General features: G+C 70.4%; 22 protein-coding genes. 13 read left to right on the forward strand and 9 right to left on the reverse strand.

Features of this window, described 5'->3' with window-relative positions; translation table 11 throughout:
- The 3 genes from ACK8N7_RS28825 to ACK8N7_RS28835 all read left to right on the forward strand — a co-directional run bounded on the left by ACK8N7_RS28825 (position 1) and on the right by ACK8N7_RS28835 (position 2,953).
- Positions 1-510, forward strand: coding sequence for a PH domain-containing protein (locus tag ACK8N7_RS28825; RefSeq protein WP_500444495.1), 510 nt, complete (start codon positions 1-3; stop codon positions 508-510).
- Positions 507-2,036, forward strand: a complete 1,530-nt coding sequence (locus tag ACK8N7_RS28830) for a PH domain-containing protein (RefSeq protein ID WP_500444496.1) — start codon at positions 507-509, stop codon at positions 2,034-2,036. Before ACK8N7_RS28825 ends, ACK8N7_RS28830 begins: the two co-directional genes overlap by 4 nt.
- A 77-nt stretch (positions 2,037-2,113) precedes the next feature.
- Complete coding sequence (locus ACK8N7_RS28835; protein ID WP_403217953.1) at positions 2,114-2,953, forward strand: poly-gamma-glutamate hydrolase family protein; 840 nt, start codon at positions 2,114-2,116, stop codon at positions 2,951-2,953.
- Positions 2,954-2,965: 12 nt separating this feature from the next.
- Here the strand turns inward: ACK8N7_RS28835 and ACK8N7_RS28840 are convergent, their stop codons facing one another.
- The 6 genes from ACK8N7_RS28840 to tkt form a co-directional block, all read right to left on the reverse strand.
- Complete coding sequence (locus ACK8N7_RS28840; RefSeq protein ID WP_403217954.1) at positions 2,966-3,328, reverse strand: VOC family protein; 363 nt, start codon at positions 3,326-3,328, stop codon at positions 2,966-2,968.
- A 69-nt stretch (positions 3,329-3,397) separates the two neighbouring features.
- A complete protein-coding gene (pgl, locus tag ACK8N7_RS28845; protein ID WP_403217955.1) occupies positions 3,398-4,180 on the reverse strand; it encodes a 6-phosphogluconolactonase in 783 nt (260 codons plus the stop codon).
- Positions 4,177-5,205: a glucose-6-phosphate dehydrogenase assembly protein OpcA gene (opcA, locus tag ACK8N7_RS28850; protein WP_403217956.1), complete on the reverse strand. Its 1,029-nt coding sequence runs from the start codon at positions 5,203-5,205 to the stop codon at positions 4,177-4,179. Before opcA ends, pgl begins: the two co-directional genes overlap by 4 nt.
- On the reverse strand, positions 5,202-6,734 hold the full coding sequence (gene zwf, locus ACK8N7_RS28855; protein WP_403217957.1) for a glucose-6-phosphate dehydrogenase: 1,533 nt from the start codon (positions 6,732-6,734) through the stop codon (positions 5,202-5,204). Before zwf ends, opcA begins: the two co-directional genes overlap by 4 nt.
- A 5-nt stretch (positions 6,735-6,739) precedes the next feature.
- Complete coding sequence (gene tal / locus ACK8N7_RS28860) at positions 6,740-7,858, reverse strand: transaldolase (protein ID WP_403217958.1); 1,119 nt, start codon at positions 7,856-7,858, stop codon at positions 6,740-6,742.
- 34 nt (positions 7,859-7,892) lie between these two features.
- Positions 7,893-9,995, reverse strand: a complete 2,103-nt coding sequence (tkt, locus tag ACK8N7_RS28865) for a transketolase (RefSeq protein WP_500440796.1) — start codon at positions 9,993-9,995, stop codon at positions 7,893-7,895.
- Between the two features lie 288 nt (positions 9,996-10,283).
- Here tkt and ACK8N7_RS28870 point away from each other — a divergent pair, with 288 nt between their 5' ends.
- Both ACK8N7_RS28870 and ACK8N7_RS28875 read left to right on the forward strand, forming a co-directional pair.
- Positions 10,284-11,237 carry a heme o synthase gene (locus ACK8N7_RS28870; protein WP_403217960.1) on the forward strand — a complete coding sequence of 318 codons (954 nt, stop codon included), beginning with the start codon at positions 10,284-10,286 and terminating at the stop codon, positions 11,235-11,237.
- A gap of 96 nt (positions 11,238-11,333) precedes the next feature.
- The gene (locus ACK8N7_RS28875) at positions 11,334-11,711 is read left to right on the forward strand and encodes a hypothetical protein (protein ID WP_500444497.1); all 378 of its coding nucleotides are present in this window, start codon (positions 11,334-11,336) and stop codon (positions 11,709-11,711) included.
- Positions 11,712-11,767: 56 nt separating this feature from the next.
- Here the strand turns inward: ACK8N7_RS28875 and ACK8N7_RS28880 are convergent, their stop codons facing one another.
- The 3 genes from ACK8N7_RS28880 to ACK8N7_RS28890 all read right to left on the reverse strand — a co-directional run bounded on the left by ACK8N7_RS28880 (position 11,768) and on the right by ACK8N7_RS28890 (position 14,527).
- Complete coding sequence (locus tag ACK8N7_RS28880) at positions 11,768-12,760, reverse strand: COX15/CtaA family protein (protein ID WP_403217962.1); 993 nt, start codon at positions 12,758-12,760, stop codon at positions 11,768-11,770.
- A 76-nt stretch (positions 12,761-12,836) separates the two neighbouring features.
- Positions 12,837-13,604 carry an ABC transporter permease gene (locus ACK8N7_RS28885; RefSeq protein ID WP_500444498.1) on the reverse strand — a complete coding sequence of 256 codons (768 nt, stop codon included), beginning with the start codon at positions 13,602-13,604 and terminating at the stop codon, positions 12,837-12,839.
- Positions 13,601-14,527, reverse strand: a complete 927-nt coding sequence (locus tag ACK8N7_RS28890; protein WP_403217964.1) for an ABC transporter ATP-binding protein — start codon at positions 14,525-14,527, stop codon at positions 13,601-13,603. Before ACK8N7_RS28890 ends, ACK8N7_RS28885 begins: the two co-directional genes overlap by 4 nt.
- Positions 14,528-14,663: 136 nt before the next feature.
- Between ACK8N7_RS28890 and ACK8N7_RS28895 the strand changes: the two genes are divergently transcribed.
- The 8 genes from ACK8N7_RS28895 to ACK8N7_RS28930 all read left to right on the forward strand — a co-directional run bounded on the left by ACK8N7_RS28895 (position 14,664) and on the right by ACK8N7_RS28930 (position 21,263).
- Positions 14,664-15,407: a helix-turn-helix transcriptional regulator gene (locus tag ACK8N7_RS28895; RefSeq protein ID WP_500444499.1), complete on the forward strand. Its 744-nt coding sequence runs from the start codon at positions 14,664-14,666 to the stop codon at positions 15,405-15,407.
- The gene (gene sufB, locus ACK8N7_RS28900; RefSeq protein WP_015607828.1) at positions 15,404-16,825 is read left to right on the forward strand and encodes a Fe-S cluster assembly protein SufB; all 1,422 of its coding nucleotides are present in this window, start codon (positions 15,404-15,406) and stop codon (positions 16,823-16,825) included. Before ACK8N7_RS28895 ends, sufB begins: the two co-directional genes overlap by 4 nt.
- A 101-nt stretch (positions 16,826-16,926) precedes the next feature.
- The gene (sufD, locus tag ACK8N7_RS28905; protein ID WP_403217965.1) at positions 16,927-18,108 is read left to right on the forward strand and encodes a Fe-S cluster assembly protein SufD; all 1,182 of its coding nucleotides are present in this window, start codon (positions 16,927-16,929) and stop codon (positions 18,106-18,108) included.
- Positions 18,108-18,425, forward strand: a complete 318-nt coding sequence (locus ACK8N7_RS28910; protein ID WP_015607826.1) for a bifunctional 3-phenylpropionate/cinnamic acid dioxygenase ferredoxin subunit — start codon at positions 18,108-18,110, stop codon at positions 18,423-18,425. The genes sufD and ACK8N7_RS28910 overlap by 1 nt, the downstream gene beginning before the upstream one ends.
- 7 nt (positions 18,426-18,432) lie before the next feature.
- The gene (gene sufC, locus ACK8N7_RS28915) at positions 18,433-19,197 is read left to right on the forward strand and encodes a Fe-S cluster assembly ATPase SufC (RefSeq protein ID WP_403217966.1); all 765 of its coding nucleotides are present in this window, start codon (positions 18,433-18,435) and stop codon (positions 19,195-19,197) included.
- Positions 19,194-20,462, forward strand: a complete 1,269-nt coding sequence (locus ACK8N7_RS28920) for a cysteine desulfurase (protein WP_403217967.1) — start codon at positions 19,194-19,196, stop codon at positions 20,460-20,462. Before sufC ends, ACK8N7_RS28920 begins: the two co-directional genes overlap by 4 nt.
- A 10-nt stretch (positions 20,463-20,472) precedes the next feature.
- The gene (sufU, locus tag ACK8N7_RS28925; protein WP_031125575.1) at positions 20,473-20,928 is read left to right on the forward strand and encodes a Fe-S cluster assembly sulfur transfer protein SufU; all 456 of its coding nucleotides are present in this window, start codon (positions 20,473-20,475) and stop codon (positions 20,926-20,928) included.
- Entirely contained in the window at positions 20,925-21,263 is a 339-nt protein-coding gene (locus tag ACK8N7_RS28930) for a metal-sulfur cluster assembly factor (RefSeq protein WP_015607822.1), read from the forward strand. The genes sufU and ACK8N7_RS28930 overlap by 4 nt, the downstream gene beginning before the upstream one ends.
- Positions 21,264-21,280: the final 17 nt, after the last annotated feature.

Below are 21,280 nucleotides of genomic sequence, written 5' to 3' on the forward strand. Positions count from 1 at the left end.
ATGCCGGCGGGGGAGGGGACGGCGGAGATATGGCTGCGGCCGCCGCGCAACACGCTGAACGAGCGGGTCGTGAGCTGGTGGCGGGTCCAGTGGCTGCTGCTGACGGCCGCGCCCGTCGTACCGCTCGCGGTCCTGGGCGCGCTGATCGAGCCCGCCCGCCTCTGGCTGCTGCTGCCCGCCGCGGTTCTCGCCGCGGCGGGTGCGGCGGCCGCCGTCCTCCTCCCGCTGTGGTGGTTCCGCACCCACCGCTGGGAGGTCACCGAGGACGCGGTGTACGTACGCACCGGGTTCTTCCGGCAGGAGTGGCGGATCGCGCCGATGTCCCGGATCCAGACCGTGGACACCGTGCGCGGCCCGCTGGAACAGCTCCACCGGCTCGCCACCGTCACGGTCACCACCGCCTCCTCCAAGGGCGCGGTACGCATCGAGGGCCTGGACCACGAGGTCGCCGCCGAACTGGCCGAGCGGCTGACCCGCATCACCCGCGACACCCCCGGCGACGCCACATGAGCACCCCGCGCGCCCCGTTCGCCCCCGAGGACGACTGGCGCCGCCTCGACCCCCGTACGGTCGTGGTCACCGCCCTCGTCGTGGCGGGCGTCGTCGCGGGTGCCGCCGTGCCCGCCACCCTCGGGCTCGTCCGCTGGCTCGGGCTCCCGGGCGCGGTGCTCTGGGTGCTCGTCGCGGCCGTCCTGGTCGTCGGGGCCGCGGCGGGCGCCGACCGGGTCCGCTGGCACCGCACCCGCTACCGGATCGGCGAGGAGCGCGTCGACCTCCACACCGGCCTCCTACTCGTCAAACGCCGCTCCCTGGCCCGTGAGCGCATCCGCACCGTCGACCTCACCGCCAACCTGCTGCTGCGCCTCCTCGGCCTGGTCACCGTCAGGATCGGCACCGGCGAGCACGGCAGCGACTCCACCCTGGAGCTGGACCCGGTCGCCCGCGCCGAGGGCGAACGCCTCCGCCGCCTCCTGCTGGAACGCACCGCGACCACACCGCCGGGCGGCCACCCCGACGGCGAACTCGCCGCCCTCGACCTGCGCTGGATCCGCTACGCACCGGTCTCCTTCGTCGCCCCCATGCTCGGCGGCGCGGCGGTCGGAGCCGTGATGCAGATCAGCGACTGGGTCGGAGCCCAGGGCGAGGTCATCGCCTGGGTCGGCGACCGCTTCCAGGAGACCCCGCTCCTCTGGGCGATCGTCACCCTGGTCGCGGCCGCGCTGGTGGCGGGCGTCGTCGGGGCGCTCGGCCTCTGGGTCGAGATGTGGTGGAACTACCGCCTGGAGCGTGAGCCGGGCGGCACCATCAGGGTCCGGCGCGGGCTGTTCACCTCCCGGTCGATCTCCGTCGAGGAGGCCCGGCTGCGCGGCGTCGACCTCGTCGAACCCCTCGGCGTACGGCTGCTCGGCGCCGCCCGGCTGGACGCCATCACCACCGGGCTCGCCCAGGACAACGAGTCGAAGAACGCCGACCACAACACGGTCCTCCCGGCGGTGCCCCGCCCCCTGGCCGACTCCGTCGCCGCCGCGATACTCCGGGAAGCGGCCACCCCGACCGGTGCCGCGCTGACCCGCCACCCGCGCGCCGCCCGGGGCCGCAGGCTGCGCTGGGCGCTCGCCACCGCCCTCGCCCCGGTCCTGCTCCTCACCGTCCTCGGGGCGCTGCTCACCCCCGTACTGCTGTGGATCGCGCTCGGCTGCGCGGTGGTGTTCCTGCCGCTCGCGGTGGCGCTGGCGCTGGACGCGTACCGGAACCTCGGCCACGCCCTCTCCGGCCGCTACCTGGTGACCCGCTCCGGCACGCTCCGCCGCTCCACCGCCGCCCTGGAGCGGGCCGGGGTGATCGGCTGGACCGTCAAGCAGTCGTACTTCCAGCGGCGGGCAGGGCTGATCGGCGTCACGGCCACCACGGCCGCCGGAGGGGGCGCGTACACCGCCTACGACACCGATGCGGCCGAGGGCCTCGCCTTCGCCGCCGAGGCCGTCCCCGGGCTGCTGGAGCCCTTCCTGGAGCGGGATGTGCGCCCCGGCCCGTGACGGACGGTCCCGGCCCGTGACCGAGGGCACAGCCGGCCGTCCGGGCGCCCGGAGCGCTGTCGGGGAGGATATCGATCATGACCTTCACCCACCGCCGTACGGTCCTCACCGCTCTGGCCACCGCCGCCGTCAGCGGCCCGCTGCTCGGCTCGCTCACCGCGACCCCCGCCCACGCCACCGACGACCTGGACGTCTACACCTCCAACACCGACCTCTACGAGAAGCTCGCCGGGCAGGAGGGCGTCGAGTTCGCCCGCCGCTACAAGAGACACGAGTACGCCGACCACTCGACGCCGCAGAGATACCCGTACAACCGGACCTCCGTCATGGCCCTGCACGGCGGCGGCATCGAGACCGGCACCTCCGAACTCTGCCTCGCCATAGCCGGGTACCACCCGGCCACGCTCGCCCCGCTCCAGGACGGCCACGGGGTGCACGACTACTGGATGTTCGAGGGGCTGCGCACCTCGGGCAACCGTGACCTGCACGTCACCGCCAAGAACTGCGACGACCACGTCGCGCTCTCCATGGCGGCGAGCAGCCTCAACGTCCTGAGCCTGCACGGCTGTACGTCGGCGCAGGCGGGCACCGTCCCGCAGGCCGTGGTGGTCGGCGGGCTGAACACCCGGTTCAAGACCCTGCTCAAGGCGGAGTTCGACGCGGTGGGCATCGCCTGGCGGGACGGGAACGAGCTGCCCGACCTGGCCGGCGTCAACCCCACCAACCCCGTCAACCGCACCATGCTGTCCAAGGGCGGTCAGCTGGAGCTCACCACGGAGCTGCGCGCCGCGATGTTCACGAACAACACCCGGGCGGGCCGGGCCGGCAGCACGACCGCGGTCTTCGACCGGTTCACCGGCGCCTGCCGGGCCGCGATCACCAAGCTGGAGCAGGGCACGGACCAGGTCATCCTCTGACGCCGGGGCGCCTCAGGCGTCGTGCGTCGTGTCGATGACGCAGAAACGGTTCCCCTCGGTGTCGGCGAGGACCACGAAGTCCGGGTCCGGCGGGTAGAGCTCCCACGCGACCCGCTCGGCGCCCAGAGCGATCAGCCGCTCCACCTCGGCCTCCTGCGTGTCGGAGTAGAGGTCGAGGTGGACCCTGGGGACCTCCTGCACGGGGGAGGCGGAGCGCCCCAGCGACACCCCCACACCCGGCCCTTCGACCGGGACCAGCACCACCCAGTCGTCCGTCCCCGGCTCGCGCTCGGTGTACGTGAGCGCGGCCTTCCAGAAGGCGGCGGCCCTCGCCACGTCCGACGCGCCCATCACCACGGTTCCGATATGCACCATGGGGCGAGCCTTTCACGCGACAGGCCCGGACCGCTCGGTAAAAGCGGTCCGGGCCCGGGATGCCTGAGATCAGGCGGACGCCGGCGGATACAGCGCGCGCGGCAGCTGCGAGGCCGCCGCCGCGTCCAGCAGCCACAGCGTCCGGCTGCGGCCGTACGCGCCCGCCGCCGGGGCCTGGATCTCCCCGGCGCCCGACAGCGCGATGGCCGCGGCCTCCGCCTTGTCCTCGCCCGCCGCCAGCAGCCACACCTCACGCGCCGCGCGGATCGCGGGCAGCGTGAGCGAGACCCGGACCGGCGGCGGCTTGGGGGCCCCGTGCACACCGACGACGGTGCGCTCGGTCTCCCGTACCGCGGGCAGCTCCGGGAAGAGCGAGGCGACATGGGTGTCCGGGCCGACGCCCAGCATCAGCACGTCGAACGCCGGTACCGGACCGTGGTCCTCTGGCCCCGCCGCCGCGGCGAGTTCGGCCGCGTACGAGGCGGCCGCCTCGTCCACGTCCTTGCCGTACGGGCCGTCGGACGCGGGCATCGCGTGCACCCGGGCAGGGTCGAGGGGCACCGCGTCCAGCAGCGCCTCACGGGCCTGGGTGACGTTCCGCTCGGGGTCGCCCTCGGGCAGGAACCGCTCGTCGCCCCACCACAGGTCCAGCCGCGCCCAGTCGACCGCGTCCCGGGCGGGCGCGGCGGCGAGCGCGGCCAGCAGGCCGTTGCCGTTGCGCCCGCCGGTCAGCACCACCGAGGCGTGGCCCCGGGCGGCCTGGGCGTCCACGATCTTCGTGATCAGCCGGGCCGCCGCGGCCTGCGCCATCAGCTCCTTGTCGCGGTGCACGACCAGCTGAGGAGGCGTCACTTGGCGGCCGCCTTCTTGGCCGGGGCCTTCTTCGCCGCGGGAGCCTTCTGCTCGGCCTCCGCAGGCTTCTCCTCGACCGGAGCGGCCTTGACCACGTCGCCCGCGTGGAGCTTGTCCACCCCGAACTTCACCGCGGACTCATAGGTGTTGTCCGGGTCCAGCCGGCGCAGCTCCTCCGCCAGCAGCTCAGCGGTCTCGCGGCGCTTGAGCGCCACCCCGCGGTCCGGCTGGCCCTGCATGGAGAGCGTGGCCAGCGAGCCGTCGGCCCGGTCGAGCACGATGACGCCGTTCTTCGTCTCCATCCGGACGGCGGTCAGCCCCGGGCCGCCGGAGTACGTGCGTTCCACCGGGACACCTAGCCGGTCCGCGAGCCACATCGCGAGCAGTTCGCAGCTCGGGTTGTCGCTCTCGCCCTCGACGGTGGCACCGATGACCTGGGCGGGCTGCTGGTCCAGCGCCGCCGCCAGCATCGAGCGCCACGGCGTGATCCGGGTCCACGCCAGGTCGGTGTCGCCGGGGCTGTACGTCGCCGCCCGCACCGCCAGCTCGTCGAGCGGGCGCTCGGCCGAGTAGGTGTCGGTGATCCGGCGCTGGGCGAGCGCGCCCAGCGGGTCCTTCGCCGCGTCGGCGGGCGCGTCCTCGGGCCACCACACCACGACCGGGGCGTCCGGCAGCAGCAGCGGGAGCACCACCGACTGGGCGTGGTTGGCCAGTTCGCCGTGGAGGCGCAGGACGACGGTCTCGCCGGTTCCCGCGTCGGAACCGACCCGGACCTCGGCGTCGAGGCGGGCGTCGCGCCGGGCCCGCGGCGAGCGGCTGACCCGCTTGATCACCGCGATGATCCGCGAGGGGTGCTCGCGGGAGGCGTCACCGGCCGACTTGAGCGCGTCGTACGCGTTCTCCTCGTCGGTGACGATGACCAGCGTGAGCACCATCCCGATGGCGGGGGTGCCGATGGCCCGGCGGGCCGAGACCAGCGCCTGGTTGATCTTGCTGGATGTGGTTTCCGTGAGATCGATCTTCATGGCCGCCTCCAGCTCCGTCCGTCACGTGCGAGCATCTCGTCGGCCTCGGCCGGGCCCCAGGTGCCGGCCGCGTACTTCGCGGGCTTGCCGTGCTTGTCCCAGTACTCCTCGATCGGGTCGAGGATGGTCCAGGAGAGCTCGACCTCCTGGTGGCGCGGGAACAGGTTGGCGTCGCCGAGCAGCACATCGAGCAGCAGCCGCTCGTACGCCTCGGGGCTGGACTCCGTGAAGGACTCGCCGTACGCGAAGTCCATCGTGACGTCCCGGACCTCCATCGAGGTGCCGGGCACCTTGGAGCCGAAGCGCACGGTGACGCCCTCGTCCGGCTGGACCCGGATGACCAGGGCGTTGCCGCCCAGCTCCTCCGTGGCACCGGACTCGAAGGGCAGGTAGGGCGCGCGCTTGAAGACGACCGCGATCTCCGTGACCCGGCGGCCGAGCCGCTTTCCGGTACGGAGGTAGAACGGCACGCCCGCCCAGCGGCGGTTGTTGATCGTCAGCTTGATCGCCGCGTAGGTGTCGGTCGTCGACTTGGGGTCGATGCCGTCCTCCTCGCAGTAGCCGAGGACCTCCTGGCCGCCCTGCCAGGCGTGCTCGTACTGGGCGCGCACGGTGTGCAGGCCGAGGTCCTCGGGCAGCTCGACGGCGGTGAGCACCTTGAGCTTTTCGGCGACCAGGGCCTTCGGGTGGAAGGAGCCGGGCTCCTCCATCGCGGTGAGCGCCAGCAGCTGGAGCAGGTGGTTCTGGATGACGTCACGGGCGGCGCCGATGCCGTCGTAGTAGCCGGCCCGGCCGCCGATGCCGATGTCCTCGGCCATCGTGATCTGGACGTGGTCGACGTAGGACCGGTTCCAGATCGGCTCCCACATCGTGTTGGCGAAGCGCAGCGCCAGGATGTTCTGGACCGTCTCCTTGCCCAGGTAGTGGTCGATCCGGAAGACCTCGTTGGGCGGGAAGACGGCGTGCACGAGCTGGTTGAGCTCCTGCGCGCTGGCCAGGTCGTGGCCGAACGGCTTCTCGATGACGGCCCGTCGCCAGGAGCCCTCCTTCTGGTCGGCCAGGCCGTGCTTCTTGAGCTGCTGGACGACCTTGGGGAAGAACTTCGGCGGCACGGACAGGTAGAAGGCGAAGTTGCCTCCGGTGCCCTGTGCCTTGTCGAGCTCCTGGATGGTCGTCTTCAGCGTCTCGAACGCCTCGTCGTCGTCGAAGTCGCCCTGGACGAAGCGCATCCCCTGGATGAGCTGCTGCCAGACCTCCTCGCGGAACGGCGTACGGGCGTGCTCCTTGACGGCGTCATGGACGACCTGGGCGAAGTCCTCGTCCTCCCAGTCGCGGCGCGCGAAGCCGATGAGCGAGAAGCCCGGTGGCAGCAGGCCGCGATTGGCCAGGTCGTAGACGGCGGGCATCAGCTTTTTACGGGACAAATCGCCCGTGACGCCAAAGATGACCAGGCCCGACGGCCCCGCGATACGCGGGAGCCGTCGGTCCTGTGCGTCACGGAGCGGGTTGGCTCCGGGAACAGCAGACAAAGTGGTCAGCCCTCCGAGGGGGCGAGGCGCGAAAGCTCCGCCTCGGTCGACTTGAGCAGGTCGTTCCAGGACGCCTCGAACTTCTCGACGCCCTCGTCCTCCAGCACCTGTACGACGTCGTCGTACGAGATGCCGAGCTTCTTGATGGCGTCCAGGTCCGCCCGCGCCTGGTCGTAGCCGCCGGCGACGGTGTTGCCGGTGATCTCGCCGTGGTCGGCCACGGCCTCCAGGGTCGCCTCCGGCATGGTGTTCACCGTGTTCGGCGCCACCAGGTCGTCGACGTACAGGGTGTCCTTGAGTGACGGGTCCTTGACGCCGGTCGAGGCCCACAGCGGACGCTGCTTGTTGGCCTGCGCCTTGTCCAGGGGGGCCCAGCGGTCGCCCGCGAAGACCTCCTCGTACGCCTCGTAGGCCAGCCGGGCGTTGGCCAGGGCGGACTTGCCCTTGGCGGCCTTGGCCTCGTCGGAGCCGATGGCGTCCAGACGCTTGTCGATCTCGGTGTCCACACGGGACACGAAGAAGGAAGCGACCGAGTGGATCTTGGAGAGGTCCAGGCCCGCGGCCTTCGCCTTCTCCAGGCCCGCCAGGTAGGCGTCCATGACCGCGCGGTAGCGCTCCAGCGAGAAGATCAGCGTCACGTTGACGCTGATGCCCCGGCCGATGGTCTCGGTGATCGCCGGGAGACCGGCCTCGGTCGCCGGGATCTTGATGAGCGTGTTCGGCCGGTCCACCAGCCAGGCAAGCTGCTTGGCCTCGGCGACGGTGGCCGTGGTGTTGTGCGCCAGGCGCGGGTCGACCTCGATGGAGACCCGGCCGTCCTGGCCGCCGGTCGCGTCGAAGACCGGACGCAGGATGTCGGCGGCGTCGCGGACGTCCGCCGTCGTGATCATGCGGAGCGCTTCCTCGACGGTGACCCTGCGGGCGGCGAGGTCGGTGAGCTGCTGCTCGTAGCCGTCGCCCGAGGAGATCGCCTTCTGGAAGATCGACGGGTTGGTGGTGACGCCGACGACATGGCTCTGGTCGATCAGCTCGGCCAGGTTGCCCGAGGTGATCCGCTTGCGCGACAGGTCGTCGAGCCAGATCGCCACGCCCGCCTCGGAGAGGCGCTTGAGTGCGTCTGTCATGGGTTGCATCTCCTACTAGTCGTATACACCGGCGTCAGCGTGTGGCGGCGGCGAGAGATTCCCGCGCGGCGGCGGCCACGTTCTCGGCGGTGAAGCCGAACTCGCGGAAGAGGACCTTCGCGTCGGCCGAGGCACCGAAGTGCTCCAGCGAGACGATCCGGCCGGCGTCCCCGACGTACCGGTACCAGGTCAGGCCGATGCCCGCCTCGACGGCGACCCGCGCCTTCACCGACGGCGGGAGCACGCTTTCCTTGTAACCCTGGTCCTGCTCCTCGAACCACTCGACGGACGGCATCGAGACCACCCGGGTCGGCACACCGGCCGCCTGGAGCTGCTCGCGCGCCTCGACGGCGACATGGACCTCGGAGCCGGTCGCGATGAGCAGCACCTGCGGCTCCGTGTTCTGCCCGGAGGGCCCCTCGGCCTCGAACAGGACGTAACCGCCCTTGGCCGCGTTCTCGTTCGCCTCGTACGTCGGCACGCCCTGCCGGGTCAGTGCCAGACCGTGCGGGGCGCCCTTGCCGAACACCTTGGTGTGGCGGCGCAGGATCTCGCGCCAGGCGATGGAGGTCTCGTTGGCGTCGGCCGGGCGCACGATGTTCAGGCCCGGGATGGCGCGCAGCGCGGCCAGGTGCTCGACCGGCTGGTGGGTCGGGCCGTCCTCGCCGAGGCCGATCGAGTCGTGCGTCCACACGTACGTCACCGGCAGGTGCATCAGCGCGGAGAGCCGCACGGCGTTGCGCATGTAGTCGGAGAACACCAGGAAGGTGCCGCCGTAGACGCGGGTGTTGCCGTGCAGCGCGATGCCGTTCATCGCGGCGGCCATCGCGTGCTCACGGATCCCGAAGTGGATCGTGCGGCCGTACGGGTCGGCCTCCGGCAGCGGGTTGCCCACCGGCAGGAACGAGGAGTTCTTGTCGATGGTGGTGTTGTTCGAACCGGCGAGGTCGGCGGAGCCGCCCCAGAGCTCGGGAACGATCTCGCCCAGCGCCTGGAGCACCTTGCCGGACGCGGCACGGGTCGCCAGGCCCTTGCCGGCCTCGAAGACCGGGAGCTTCTCCTCCCAGCCCGCGGGCAGCTCGCCCGCGGCGATCCGGTCGAAGTCGGCGGCGCGCTCCGGGTTGGCGGTGCGCCACGCGGCGAACGCCTTGTCCCACTCGGCACGCGCCTCGCGGCCGCGGTCCAGGGCCTCACGGGTGTGGCCGATGACCGCGTCGGAGACCTCGAAGGTCTGCTCCGGGTCGAAGCCGAGGACCCGCTTGGTGGCCGCGATCTCGTCGTCGCCGAGCGCCGAGCCGTGCGCGGCCTCGGTGTTCTGGGCGTTCGGGGCGGGCCAGGCGATGATCGAGCGGGCCGCGATGAACGAGGGGCGCTCCGTCTCGGCCTTGGCCGCCTGCAGCGCCGCGTACAGACCCGCCGGGTCCAGGTCACCGCTCGGCAGCTGCTCGACGCGCTGGACGTGCCAGCCGTACGCCTCGTACCGCTTCAGGGTGTCCTCGGAGACCGCGGTCTCCGTGTCGCCCTCGATGGAGATGTGGTTGTCGTCCCAGAGCAGGACCAGGTTGCCCAGCTTCTGGTGCCCGGCCAGCGAGGACGCCTCGGCCGAGATGCCCTCCTGGAGGCAGCCGTCACCGGCGATGACCCAGACCGTGTGGTCGAACGGGGAGGTGCCGGGGGCCGCCTCGGGGTCGAAGAGGCCGCGCTCGTAGCGGGCGGCCATCGCCATGCCCACCGCGTTGGCGACACCCTGGCCCAGCGGGCCGGTCGTCGTCTCGACACCGGTGGTGTGGCCGTACTCCGGGTGGCCCGGCGTCTTCGAGCCCCAGGTCCGGAACGCCTTCAGGTCGTCCAGCTCCAGGCCGTAACCGGCGAGGTAGAGCTGGATGTACAGGGTCAGGCTGGAGTGGCCCGCCGAGAGGACGAAGCGGTCGCGGCCGGTCCACTCCGCGTCCGCCGGGTCGTGCCGCATGACTTTCTGGAACAGGGTGTACGCGGCGGGAGCCAGGCTCATTGCCGTGCCCGGGTGGCCGTTTCCGACTTTCTGTACGGCGTCCGCGGCGAGGACGCGGGCGGTGTCCACGGCCCGCTGGTCCAAATCGGTCCACTGGAGGTCTGTGGTGGTCGGCTTGATGCTCACCCTGAGTCAGGGCTCCTCTCCACTGTTCGTAAGCCGGTGACTGTTACCGCACCGGGCGCTGTCGAGCCTACCCCCGCCGCGGGGGACGTTTTCCGGGCACTTTCCAGGGTGCGGGCGACGTGCGCACTTCGCCTCCCGGCGGACCGCCGCCGTACATCGCACAGTCACCCCCAACACGACCCCACCCCCGAGACGGACGGTGTACCCCCAACGTTTAGAGTGGTCGGGTTCGCGCAAGTCTTCACCGGGCCTCCTCGCCCGGAGCTTGCTGGGATTTCTCTGTCAGGGGTGTGCGTGACGGCCGTCGAGTCCCGACCCGCAGGGGTCGCCTTGACTCCCAGCCCAGGGGGCCATCGCCCGTACGGGGCCCGTGTCAAGGCATTCGTGGCGCTTACCAAGCCACGGATCATCGAGCTGTTGCTCATCACCACCGTTCCGGTGATGTTCCTCGCCGCCCAGGGCGTACCCGACCTGTGGCTCGTCCTCACGACCACCGTCGGCGGATATCTCTCCGCGGGCGGCGCCAACGCGCTGAACATGTACATCGACCGTGACATCGACGCGCTGATGGACCGCACGTCGCAGCGTCCGCTGGTCACCGGCATGGTCAGCCCCCGCGAGTGCCTCGCCTTCGGCATCGCCCTCGCGGTGATCTCCACGCTCTGGTTCGGACTGCTCGTCAACTGGCTGTCGGCCGGGCTCGCCCTCGGCGCGCTGCTCTTCTACGTCGTCGTCTACACGATGCTGCTGAAGCGCCGCACCTCCCAGAACATCATCTGGGGCGGCATCGCCGGCTGCCTGCCGGTGCTCATCGGCTGGTCCTCGGTGACGAACTCCCTCTCCTGGGCCGCCGTCATCCTCTTCGCCGTCATCTTCTTCTGGACGCCGCCGCATTACTGGCCGCTCTCCATGAAGGTGAAGGACGACTACGCCCGGGTCGGCGTCCCGATGCTCCCGGTCGTCGCCTCCAACCAGGTGGTCGCCAAGCAGATCGTCATCTACAGCTGGGTGATGGTCGGGGTCTCGCTGCTGCTCACCCCGCTGGGCTACACCGGCTGGTTCTACCTGTCGGTGGCGCTGTTGGCGGGCGGCTTCTGGCTCTGGGAGGCCCACGGGCTGCAGAACCGGGCCAGGGCCGGGGTGACCGGCGCCAAGCTCAAGGAGATGCGGCTGTTCCACTGGTCCATCACCTACGTCTCGCTGCTCTTCCTGGCCGTCGCGGTGGACCCCTTCCTCCGCTAGAGCCCTCCGTACGTACCGCCGACGGGCGGGTCACGTGGCACAGGCCACGCGACCCGCCCGTCGCCGTACGAACTACTCGTCGGTAGCATCCTGTTCATGGCAGAGACGGCATCAGACGCAGCAGACACCGGGCAGACCTCGCGGACGGACGCCAGGAAGGCGGCCCGCGCGGAGCGCAGGGCGGCGAAGCTGGCCCGTGAGATCGGGTCCTTCGCCAAGGAGCACGGCGGCGCCGAGGGGCAGCTCGCCTACATCGGCCAGGCGGGCGCCCGCATCGTCCTGGTCGGCCAGGACGGCGCCTGGGGCGACCTGGTGGCCCCGACGTACGCGGTGGCCGAGAGCGCGGCGCAGAAGTCCGGGATCACGATGCACGAGGAGTTCGACGGCGACTTCGCCCTCAAGGTCCGCACAGGCCCGTACGAGTGGTCGCGGATGGCCGGTATCCAGGTCGGCGGGCCCTCGAACGACCGCTGAGCAGGTACGACGAAGGGGCGGCGGGCACCTGCCCGCCGCCCCTTCGTCGTACCTGCTCAGACCGCCGGGGCGGACGCCGGCTGCTGCTGTTCGGCCGGGGCGGAGGGGCCCGGCAGCGCGGCCGGCTCGTCGTCGCCGCGCTCGCGCATGCTCATCACGAGGCGGATCACGGCGATCCACATGAGGGCCGAGCCGAACATATGGACGCCGACCAGGATCTCGGGGACGTCGCTGAAGTACTGCACGTACCCGATCGCGCCCTGGGCGAGCAGCACGACCAGCAGGTCGCGGGCGCGGGCCCGGGTGTCCGTCGGGGCGTCGACCACCCGCAGGGCCAGCCACATCGCGATGGCCAGGGCGCAGACCACCCAGGCGGCGATGGCGTGCACATGGGCGGCGGCCGCCCAGTCCCACGGCATGCGTGGTACGTCGCTGCTGTCGCCCGCGTGCTTGCCGGAGCCGGTCACCGAGGTGCCGAGCACGATGAGGACCACGGTGGTCGCCAGGATCGCCCAGGAGAGCCGGCGCACCGGCAGGGGGGCGCGGGGGCGCGCCGGGCCGTCGCCCTCGCCGACCCGCACCCAGGTGATCACGGTGACCGCGAGGAGCGCGTTGGCGAGCAGGAAGTGCCCGGCCACGGTCCACGGGTTCAGCCCCGCCCAGACGGTGATGCCGCCGAGGACGGCGTTGCCCAGCACGATCCAGAACTGCGACCAGGCCAGCCGGGTCACCTTGCGGCGGCGCGGCTTTGCGGAGCGGGTCGCGACGATCGCCCAGCCGACGGCCGCCGACAGGACGTACGTCAGCATCCGGTTGCCGAACTCGATCGCGCCGTGCAGACCCTGCTCGGGCGTCGCGAAGAGGCTGTCGTCGGTGCACTTGGGCCAGGTGTCGCAGCCGAGGCCCGAACCGGTCAGCCGGACGGCGCCGCCGGTCACGATGATGAAGACGCTCATCACGATGGCGGAGAGCGCGGCACGCTTCACCACCCGGGTGGACGGCGTCCAGCGCTTGGCGATGGCAGAGATGGGGGTTTCCACGCGGACCATCGTAGGACGAGGCTTGTGCATGTTTTCACGAGGGGGTGGGTTCGTGGCGGCTTGCCCTCGAAAGTCCCCGGTCGGCCTACTCCCAGCGGAAGAACTTCGCCGACGCGCCCAGCCCAAGCACCGCCCAGACCGCCAGGATCCCGGCGTCCGCCCACGGCATCGACGCGTCGTGCTGGAGGACGCCCCGCAGCCCCTCGGAGAGCGCCGAGATGGGCAGCAGCCCCAGCACCGACTGCACCGCGTCCGGGAACTTGTCCAGCGGCACGATGACCCCGCCGCCCACCAGCAGCAGCAGGAAGACGAGGTTGGCGGCGGCGAGCGTCGCCTCCGCCTTCAGCGTCCCGGCCATCAGCAGCCCGAGCCCTGAGAACGCGGCGGTCCCCAGCACCAGGAGCAGCAGCGCGGAGAGCGGGTTGCCCTGCGGCGACCAGCCGAGCGCGAGGGCGATCGCCGTCAGCAGCAGCACCTGGAGCACCTCGGTGACCAGCACCGACAGCGTCTTCGCCGTCATCAGCGCCCAGCGCGGCAGCGGAGAGGCCCCGAGCCGCTTGAGGACCCCGTAACGGCGCTCGAAGCCGGTGGCGATGGCCTGGCCGGTGAACGCCGTGGACATCACGGCGAGGGCGAGGACGCCCGGGGCCAGGAAGTCGACCGACGAGCCCGAGCCGGTGTCGACGATGTCGACCGCGCTGAACAGCACGAGCAGCAGCGTCGGGATGATCACCGTCAGCAGCAGCTGCTCCCCGTTGCGCAGCAGCATCCGGGTCTCCAGCGCGGTCTGCGCGGCGATCATCCGGGGGAGCGGGGCCGCGCCGGGGCGCGGGGTGTACGTACCGGCGCTCATGCGCGCAGCTCCTTGCCGGTCAGTTCGAGGAAGACGTCCTCCAGCGTGTGCCGCTCCACCGAGATGCCCTCGGGCATCACACCGTGCTGGGCGCACCAGGAGGTGACGGTGGCCAGCAGCTGCGGGTCGATTGTCCCGGTGATGCGGTACGTCCCCGGGAGCGGCTCGGCGGCCTCGGAGCCGTCGGGCAGCGCCTTGACCAGCGAGCCGAGGTCGAGCCCCGTACGCCCGGTGAAGCGCAGGGTGTTCTCGGCGCCGCCCCGGCAGAGCTGCTCCGGGGAGCCCTGGGCGATGACCCGGCCCGCGTCGATGATCGCGACGTCGTCGGCGAGCGCCTCGGCCTCGTCCATGAAGTGGGTGGTCAGCACCACGGAGACCCCGTCTTCGCGCAGTTCGCGCACCAGGTCCCAGGTGGAGCGGCGGGCCTGCGGGTCGAGCCCGGCCGTCGGCTCGTCCAGGAAGACCAGCTCGGGCCGGCCCACCACCGCGAGGGCCAGGGCGAGCCGCTGCTGCTGGCCGCCGGAGAGCCGCCGGTAGGTGGTGCGGCCGCACCCGCCGAGGCCGAGGCGTTCGATCAGGGCGTCCACGTCCAGCGGGTGGGCGTGGAGCCTGGCCATGTGGCGGAGCATCTCGTCGGCGCGGGCGCCGGAGTAGACGCCACCCGACTGGAGCATCACCCCGATCCGGGGGCGCAGCCGCTCCGCGTCGGCGACCGGGTCGAGCCCGAGGACCCGTACGGTTCCGGCGTCGGGGCGGCGGTAGCCCTCGCAGGTCTCGATCGTGGTGGTCTTCCCGGCGCCGTTCGGGCCGAGCACGGCCGTCACCGCGCCCGCCGCGACTTCCAGATCGAGGCCGTCCACCGCGGTCCTGGTGCCGTACCGCTTCACCAGTCCCTTGACCTGTACGACGGGCTCTTTCTCCATGGCGCGTAAGTCTAGGCAGGGGTTCCGGCGACCCCTCTCCCGGGGCCAGATTAGGTAACCCTAAGTGACGAACCACACCGTAGATCGTTCCGGGCCGTGGTTGTCATGGCCGAATGAATTACGCAACAATGGTGTTGTGAAATACGACGGTGGGACTCCTCAGGAGGAACTCGCGACCGGTGAGCGCTCGACGCGCAACCGGGTCGCGCGCTCCATCCTGGACCACGGTCCGTCCACAGCCGCCGATCTGGCCAAGCGCGTCGGTCTCACCCAGGCCGCCGTCCGCCGCCATCTGGACGCCCTCGTCTCCGACGATGTCGTCGAAGCCCGTGAACAGCGGGTCTACGGGGCGCGGACCCGCGGCAGGCCCGCCAAGGTGTTCGCCCTGACGGACTGCGGCCGGGACGCCTTCGACCAGTCCTACGACAAGCTGGCCGCGGACGCCCTGCGCTTCATCGCCGAGTCCGGCGGGGACGAGGCGGTCATCGCCTTCGCCCGCGCCCGGATGGCGTCGATGGGCGAGGCGTACCGCGCCGCGGTCGAGGCCGCGGAACCCGAACGGCGTACGGAGGCCCTCGCGAGGGCCCTGAGCGCCGACGGGTACGCTGCTACGGCGCGAAGCGCGCCGGGCCCGCAGCAGGGCGAGCAGCTGTGCCAGCACCACTGCCCGGTGGCGCATGTCGCCGAGCAGTTCCCACAGCTGTGCGAGGCGGAGACGGAATTCTTCTCCAGCCTCCTCGGGACCCATGTGCAGCGTCTGGCCACCCTCGCCCACGGCGACGGCGTGTGCACGACATACGTGCCGCGCAGCGGCCAGGCCGCACCCTCACAGACCACTCATTCAGTATCTGCAAGCACGGCCGGGAGGAACCCCGCATGACGCTCCCCACGGAGACTGCCCACCCTGAGCTCGAGGGTCTGGGTACGTACGAATTCGGCTGGGCCGACTCCGACGCGGCAGGCGCGGCGGCGAAGCGCGGCCTCTCCGAGGCTGTCGTACGCGACATCTCGGAGAAGAAGAACGAGCCCGAGTGGATGCTGAAGCTGCGGCTCAAGGGCCTCAAGCTCTTCGGCAAGAAGCCCATGCCGAACTGGGGCTCCGACCTGTCGGGCATCGACTTCGACAACATCAAGTACTTCGTGCGCTCGACGGAGAAGCAGGCGGAGTCCTGGGAGGACCTGCCCGAGGAGATCAAGAACACGTACGACCGGCTCGGCATCCCGGAGGCGGAGAAGCAGCGCCTCGTCGCCGGTGTCGCCGCGCAGTACGAGTCCGAGGTCGTCTACCACCAGATCAACGAGGAGCTGGAGGCGCAGGGTGTCATCTTCATGGACACCGACACCGCGCTGAAGGAGCACCCGGAGCTCTTCAAGGAGTACTTCGGCACCGTCATCCCCGTCGGTGACAACAAGTTCGCCTCCCTGAACTCGGCCGTGTGGTCCGGTGGCTCGTTCATCTACGTGCCCAAGGGTGTCCACGTCGAGATCCCGCTCCAGGCCTACTTCCGTATCAACACGGAGAACATGGGCCAGTTCGAGCGGACGCTGATCATCGTCGACGAGGACGCCTACGTCCACTACGTCGAGGGCTGCACCGCCCCGATCTACTCCTCGGACTCGCTGCACAGCGCCGTGGTCGAGATCATCGTGAAGAAGGGCGGCCGCTGCCGCTACACGACGATCCAGAACTGGTCGAACAACGTCTACAACCTGGTCACCAAGCGGGCCGTGGCCTACGAGGGCGCGACCATGGAGTGGGTCGACGGCAACATCGGCTCCAAGGTGACCATGAAGTACCCGGCCGTCTACCTGATGGGCGAGCACGCCAAGGGCGAGACCCTCTCCATCGCCTTCGCGGGCGAGGGCCAGCACCAGGACGCCGGCGCCAAGATGGTCCACATGGCGCCGAACACCTCCTCCAACATCGTCTCCAAGTCGGTGGCGCGAGGCGGCGGCCGTACCTCCTACCGCGGTCTGATCGAGATCGGTGAGGGCGCGCCGGGCTCGAAGTCCAACGTGCTCTGCGACGCTCTGCTCGTCGACACGATCTCGCGCTCGGACACCTACCCCTACGTCGACGTCCGCGAGGACGACGTGTCGATGGGCCACGAGGCGACCGTCTCCAAGGTCTCCGAGGACCAGCTCTTCTACCTCATGAGCCGCGGGCTCACCGAGTTCGAGGCCATGGCGATGATCGTGCGCGGCTTCGTCGAGCCGATCGCGAAGGAGCTGCCCATGGAGTACGCCCTGGAGCTCAACCGGCTGATCGAGCTGCAGATGGAGGGTTCGGTCGGCTAGGTCCTCGATCCGAGGACGACACGGGGCGGTCGCACGCGGCCGCCCCCGCCCCTACCGAACCACCCCCCTTCTTGACTGAGAAAGCGAGCACTACGACAGCCATGGCTGAGGCTCAGAACACTCCGGTGGGCTCCACCACCGCCGGCTCCATCGCGGTGGCCGCGGAGTCGACCGTCGCCACGCGCATGAGCGCGCCCCCCTCCTTCGACGTCGCGGACTTCCCCGTCCCGCACGGTCGCGAGGAGGAGTGGCGCTTCACCCCGCTGGAGCGGCTGCGCGGGCTGCACGACGGCACCGCGGTCGCCAACGGCGGCGGCGTGAAGGTCGCGATCGAGGCGCCCGAGGGCGTCACCGTGGAGACCGTCGGCCGCGACGACGCGCGGCTCGGCAAGGCCGGTACGCCGGTGGACCGGGTCGCCGCCCAGGCGTACTCCTCCTTCGAGCAGGCCTCGGTCGTCACGGTCGCCAAGGAGGCCGTGCTCACCGAGCCGGTCCGGATCACCGTGCACGGTGAGGGCGGCGTCGCCTACGGCCACCAGCTCATCGAGCTCGGTGCCTTCGCCGAGGCCGTCGTCGTCATCGACCACACCGGTGACGCGGTGCTCGCCGCCAACGTCGACTACGTCCTCGGTGACGGCGCCAAGCTGACCGTCGTCTCCGTCCAGGACTGGGACGACACGGCCGTCCACGTCGGCCAGCACAACGCGCTGATCGGCCGGGACGCCTCCTTCAAGTCGATCATCGTCACCTTCGGCGGCGACCTCGTCCGTCTGCACCCGCGGGTCGCCTACGCGGCCCCCGGCGGCGAGGCGGAGCTCTTCGGTCTGTACTTCACCGACAAGGGCCAGCACCAGGAGCACCGCCTCCTGGTCGACCACAACACCCCGCACTGCAAGTCCAACGCGGTGTACAAGGGCGCACTCCAGGGCGAGGGCGCGCACGCCGTCTGGATCGGGGACGTCCTCATCCAGGCCGCCGCCGAGGGCACCGACACCTACGAGATGAACCGGAACCTCGTCCTCACCGACGGCGCCCGGGTCGACTCCGTGCCCAACCTGGAGATCGAGACCGGCGAGATCGTCGGCGCCGGCCACGCCTCGGCGACCGGCCGCTTCGACGACGAGCAGCTCTTCTACCTCCAGTCCCGCGGCATCCCGGCCGAGGAGGCCCGCCGCCTGGTCGTGCGCGGCTTCTTCGCCGAGCTGGTGCAGCAGATCGGCCTGCCGGACGTGGAAGCGCGTCTGCTCGACAAGATCGAGACCGAGCTGAAGGCGTCCGTCTGATGACCTTCGTCAAGGCGTGCGCGCTCAGTGAGCTGGAGGACGACACCCCGAAACGGGTCGAGCTCGACGGCACACCGGTCTCCGTCGTCCGCACCGAGGGCGAGGTGTTCGCGATCAACGACATCTGCTCGCACGCGAACGTGTCGCTCTCGGAGGGCGAGGTGGAGGACTGTTCGATCGAGTGCTGGCTGCACGGCTCGTCGTTCGACCTCCGCACCGGCAAGCCGTCCGGTCTTCCCGCGACGCGCCCCGTCCCCGTATACCCCGTAAAGATCGAAGGGGACGATGTGCTCGTCTCCGTCACCCAGGAGTCCTGAGTCACCCATGGCAACGCTTGAAATCCGCGACCTGCACGTCTCCGTCGAGGCCGACAACGCCACGAAGGAGATCCTCAAGGGCGTCGACCTGACCGTGAAGCAGGGCGAGACCCACGCCATCATGGGCCCCAACGGGTCTGGCAAGTCCACCCTCGCGTACTCGCTCGCGGGTCACCCCAAGTACACGATCACGAGCGGCACAGTCACCCTCGACGGCGAGGACGTCCTGGAGATGTCCGTCGACGAGCGCGCCCGCGCTGGCCTGTTCCTGGCCATGCAGTACCCGGTCGAGATCCCCGGTGTCTCGGTCTCCAACTTCCTGCGCACCTCCGCCACCGCCGTCCGCGGCGAGGCCCCCAAGCTGCGTACGTGGGTCAAGGAGGTCCGGGAGACGATGGCCGAACTCCAGATGGACCCGTCCTTCGCCGAGCGCAACGTCAACGAGGGCTTCTCCGGCGGTGAGAAGAAGCGCCACGAGATCCTGCAGCTGGAGCTCCTCAAGCCGAAGATCGCCGTCCTGGACGAGACCGACTCCGGCCTGGACGTCGACGCGCTCAAGACCGTCTCCGAGGGTGTCAACAGGGTCCGCGCGACCGGCGAGGTCGGCACGCTGCTGATCACGCACTACACCCGCATCCTGAAGTACATCAAGCCCGACTTCGTGCACGTGTTCGCCAACGGCCGGATCGCGGCCTCCGGCGGTGCCGAACTGGCCGACCAGCTGGAGAACGAGGGCTACGAGGCATACACGAAGGGTGGCGCTTCCGCGTGACTGACGCCCGACAGGGGCTCACCGGCCTCCTCGACACCGAGGCGATCCGCAAGGACTTCCCGATCCTGGACCGCACGGTCCACGACGGCAAGAAGATCGTTTACCTGGACTCCGCAGCGACCTCGCAGAAGCCGCGCCAGGTCCTCGACGCGCTCAACACGTACTACGAGCGCCACAACGCGAACGTGCACCGCGGCGTCTACACGATCGCCGAGGAGGCCACCGCGCTGTATGAAGGCGCCCGTGACAAGGTCGCGGCCTTCATCAACGCACCGAGCCGCGACGAGGTGATCTTCACGAAGAACGCCTCGGAGTCGCTCAACCTCGTGGCCAACATGCTCGGCTGGGCGGACGAGCCCTACCGGGTGGACCGCGACACCGAGATCGTCACCACGGAGATGGAGCACCACTCCAACATCGTGCCGTGGCAGCTGCTCTCGCAGCGCACCGGCGCGAAGCTGAAGTGGTTCGGCATCACCGACGACGGCCGGCTCGACCTGTCGAACATCGACGAGATCATCACCGAGAAGACGAAGATCGTCTCCTTCACGCTGGTCTCGAACATCCTGGGTACCGTCAACCCGGTCGAGCAGATCATCCGCCGCGCCCAGCAGGTCGGCGCGCTGGTCTGCATCGACGCCTCGCAGGCCGCCCCGCACATGGTGCTGGACGTGCAGGCGCTCCAGGCCGACTTCGTGGCCTTCACCGGCCACAAGATGGTCGGCCCGACGGGCATCGGCGTGCTGTGGGGACGGCAGGAGCTCCTGGAGGACCTGCCTCCGTTCCTCGGCGGCGGCGAGATGATCGAGACCGTGTCGATGCACTCCTCGACGTACGCCCCGGCGCCGCACAAGTTCGAGGCCGGTACGCCCCCGATCGCCCAGGCCGTCGGCCTCGGTGCGGCCGTGGACTACCTCTCGGCGATCGGCATGGAGAACATCCACCGCCACGAGAAGGCGATCACCGAGTACGCGGTGAAGCGCCTCCTGGACGTCCCGGGCCTGCGGATCATCGGCCCGGCGACAGCCGAGGACCGCGGGGCGACGATCTCCTTCACGCTCGGCGACATCCACCCGCACGACGTGGGCCAGGTCCTCGACGAGATGGGTATCTGCGTCAGGGTCGGCCACCACTGCGCGCGGCCGGTCTGCCTGCGGTACGGAATTCCCGCGACGACGCGAGCGTCGTTCTATCTGTACTCCACGCCCGCCGAGGTCGACGCCTTGGTGGACGGCCTGGAGCACGTCCGGAACTTCTTCGGCTGAGGGCTGACTGGTGAAGCTTGATTCCATGTACCAGGAAGTGATCCTGGACCACTACAAGCACCCCCACGGGCGTGGCCTGCGGGACGGCGACGCCGAGGTGCATCATGTCAATCCGACCTGCGGCGACGAGATCACGCTCAGGGTGAAGTACGACGGCGAGACCATCGCCGACGTGAGCTACGAGGGCCAGGGCTGCTCCATCAGCCAGGCCAGCGCCTCCGTGCTGAACGAGCTGCTCGTCGGCAAGGAGCTGCCCGAGGCGCAGAAGATCCAGGCCGCGTTCCTGGAGCTGATGCAGTCCAAGGGGCAGCTGGAGCCGGACGAGGCGATGGAGGAGGTGCTGGAGGACGCAGTCGCGTTCGCCGGCGTCTCCAAGTACCCCGCCCGGGTCAAGTGCGCGCTGCTGAGCTGGATGGCGTGGAAGGACGCGACGGCCAAGGCGCTGTCCGAAGGGAAGACCGCATGAGCGAGAACGAGACCGCGACCATGAAGCCGGCCTCCGAGGAGGAGGTCCGCGAGGCGCTGTACGACGTCGTCGACCCCGAGCTGGGCATCGACGTCGTCAACCTGGGCCTGATCTACGGCATCCACGTCGACGACGCCAACATCGCCACCCTCGACATGACCCTGACGTCCGCGGCCTGCCCGCTGACCGACGTCATCGAGGACCAGGCGAAGTCCGCCACGGACGGCATCGTCAACGAGCTCCGGATCAACTGGGTCTGGATGCCGCCGTGGGGCCCGGACAAGATCACCGACGACGGGCGCGAGCAGCTCCGCGCGCTCGGCTTCAACGTCTGATCCCGCGCTCCCCGTAC

The sequence above is a fragment of the Streptomyces griseobrunneus genome (assembly GCF_046713465.1).
Lineage (GTDB): Bacteria > Actinomycetota > Actinomycetes > Streptomycetales > Streptomycetaceae > Streptomyces > Streptomyces microflavus.

Bases quoted from the DNA above. Each gene is read 5' to 3' on its own strand.
- ACK8N7_RS28825 (WP_500444495.1), top strand. From the start codon at position 1: ATGCCGGCGGGGGAGGGGACGGCGGAGATATGGCTGCGGCCGCCGCGC.
- ACK8N7_RS28830 (WP_500444496.1), top strand. From the start codon at position 507: ATGAGCACCCCGCGCGCCCCGTTCGCCCCCGAGGACGACTGGCGCCGC.
- ACK8N7_RS28835 (WP_403217953.1), top strand. From the start codon at position 2,114: ATGACCTTCACCCACCGCCGTACGGTCCTCACCGCTCTGGCCACCGCC.
- ACK8N7_RS28840 (WP_403217954.1), bottom strand. From the start codon at position 3,328: ATGGTGCATATCGGAACCGTGGTGATGGGCGCGTCGGACGTGGCGAGG.
- opcA (WP_403217956.1), bottom strand. From the start codon at position 5,205: ATGAAGATCGATCTCACGGAAACCACATCCAGCAAGATCAACCAGGCG.
- tal (WP_403217958.1), bottom strand. From the start codon at position 7,858: ATGACAGACGCACTCAAGCGCCTCTCCGAGGCGGGCGTGGCGATCTGG.
- ACK8N7_RS28875 (WP_500444497.1), top strand. From the start codon at position 11,334: ATGGCAGAGACGGCATCAGACGCAGCAGACACCGGGCAGACCTCGCGG.
- ACK8N7_RS28880 (WP_403217962.1), bottom strand. From the start codon at position 12,760: ATGGTCCGCGTGGAAACCCCCATCTCTGCCATCGCCAAGCGCTGGACG.
- ACK8N7_RS28885 (WP_500444498.1), bottom strand. From the start codon at position 13,604: ATGAGCGCCGGTACGTACACCCCGCGCCCCGGCGCGGCCCCGCTCCCC.
- ACK8N7_RS28890 (WP_403217964.1), bottom strand. From the start codon at position 14,527: ATGGAGAAAGAGCCCGTCGTACAGGTCAAGGGACTGGTGAAGCGGTAC.
- sufB (WP_015607828.1), top strand. From the start codon at position 15,404: ATGACGCTCCCCACGGAGACTGCCCACCCTGAGCTCGAGGGTCTGGGT.
- sufD (WP_403217965.1), top strand. From the start codon at position 16,927: ATGGCTGAGGCTCAGAACACTCCGGTGGGCTCCACCACCGCCGGCTCC.
- ACK8N7_RS28910 (WP_015607826.1), top strand. From the start codon at position 18,108: ATGACCTTCGTCAAGGCGTGCGCGCTCAGTGAGCTGGAGGACGACACC.
- sufC (WP_403217966.1), top strand. From the start codon at position 18,433: ATGGCAACGCTTGAAATCCGCGACCTGCACGTCTCCGTCGAGGCCGAC.
- ACK8N7_RS28930 (WP_015607822.1), top strand. From the start codon at position 20,925: ATGAGCGAGAACGAGACCGCGACCATGAAGCCGGCCTCCGAGGAGGAG.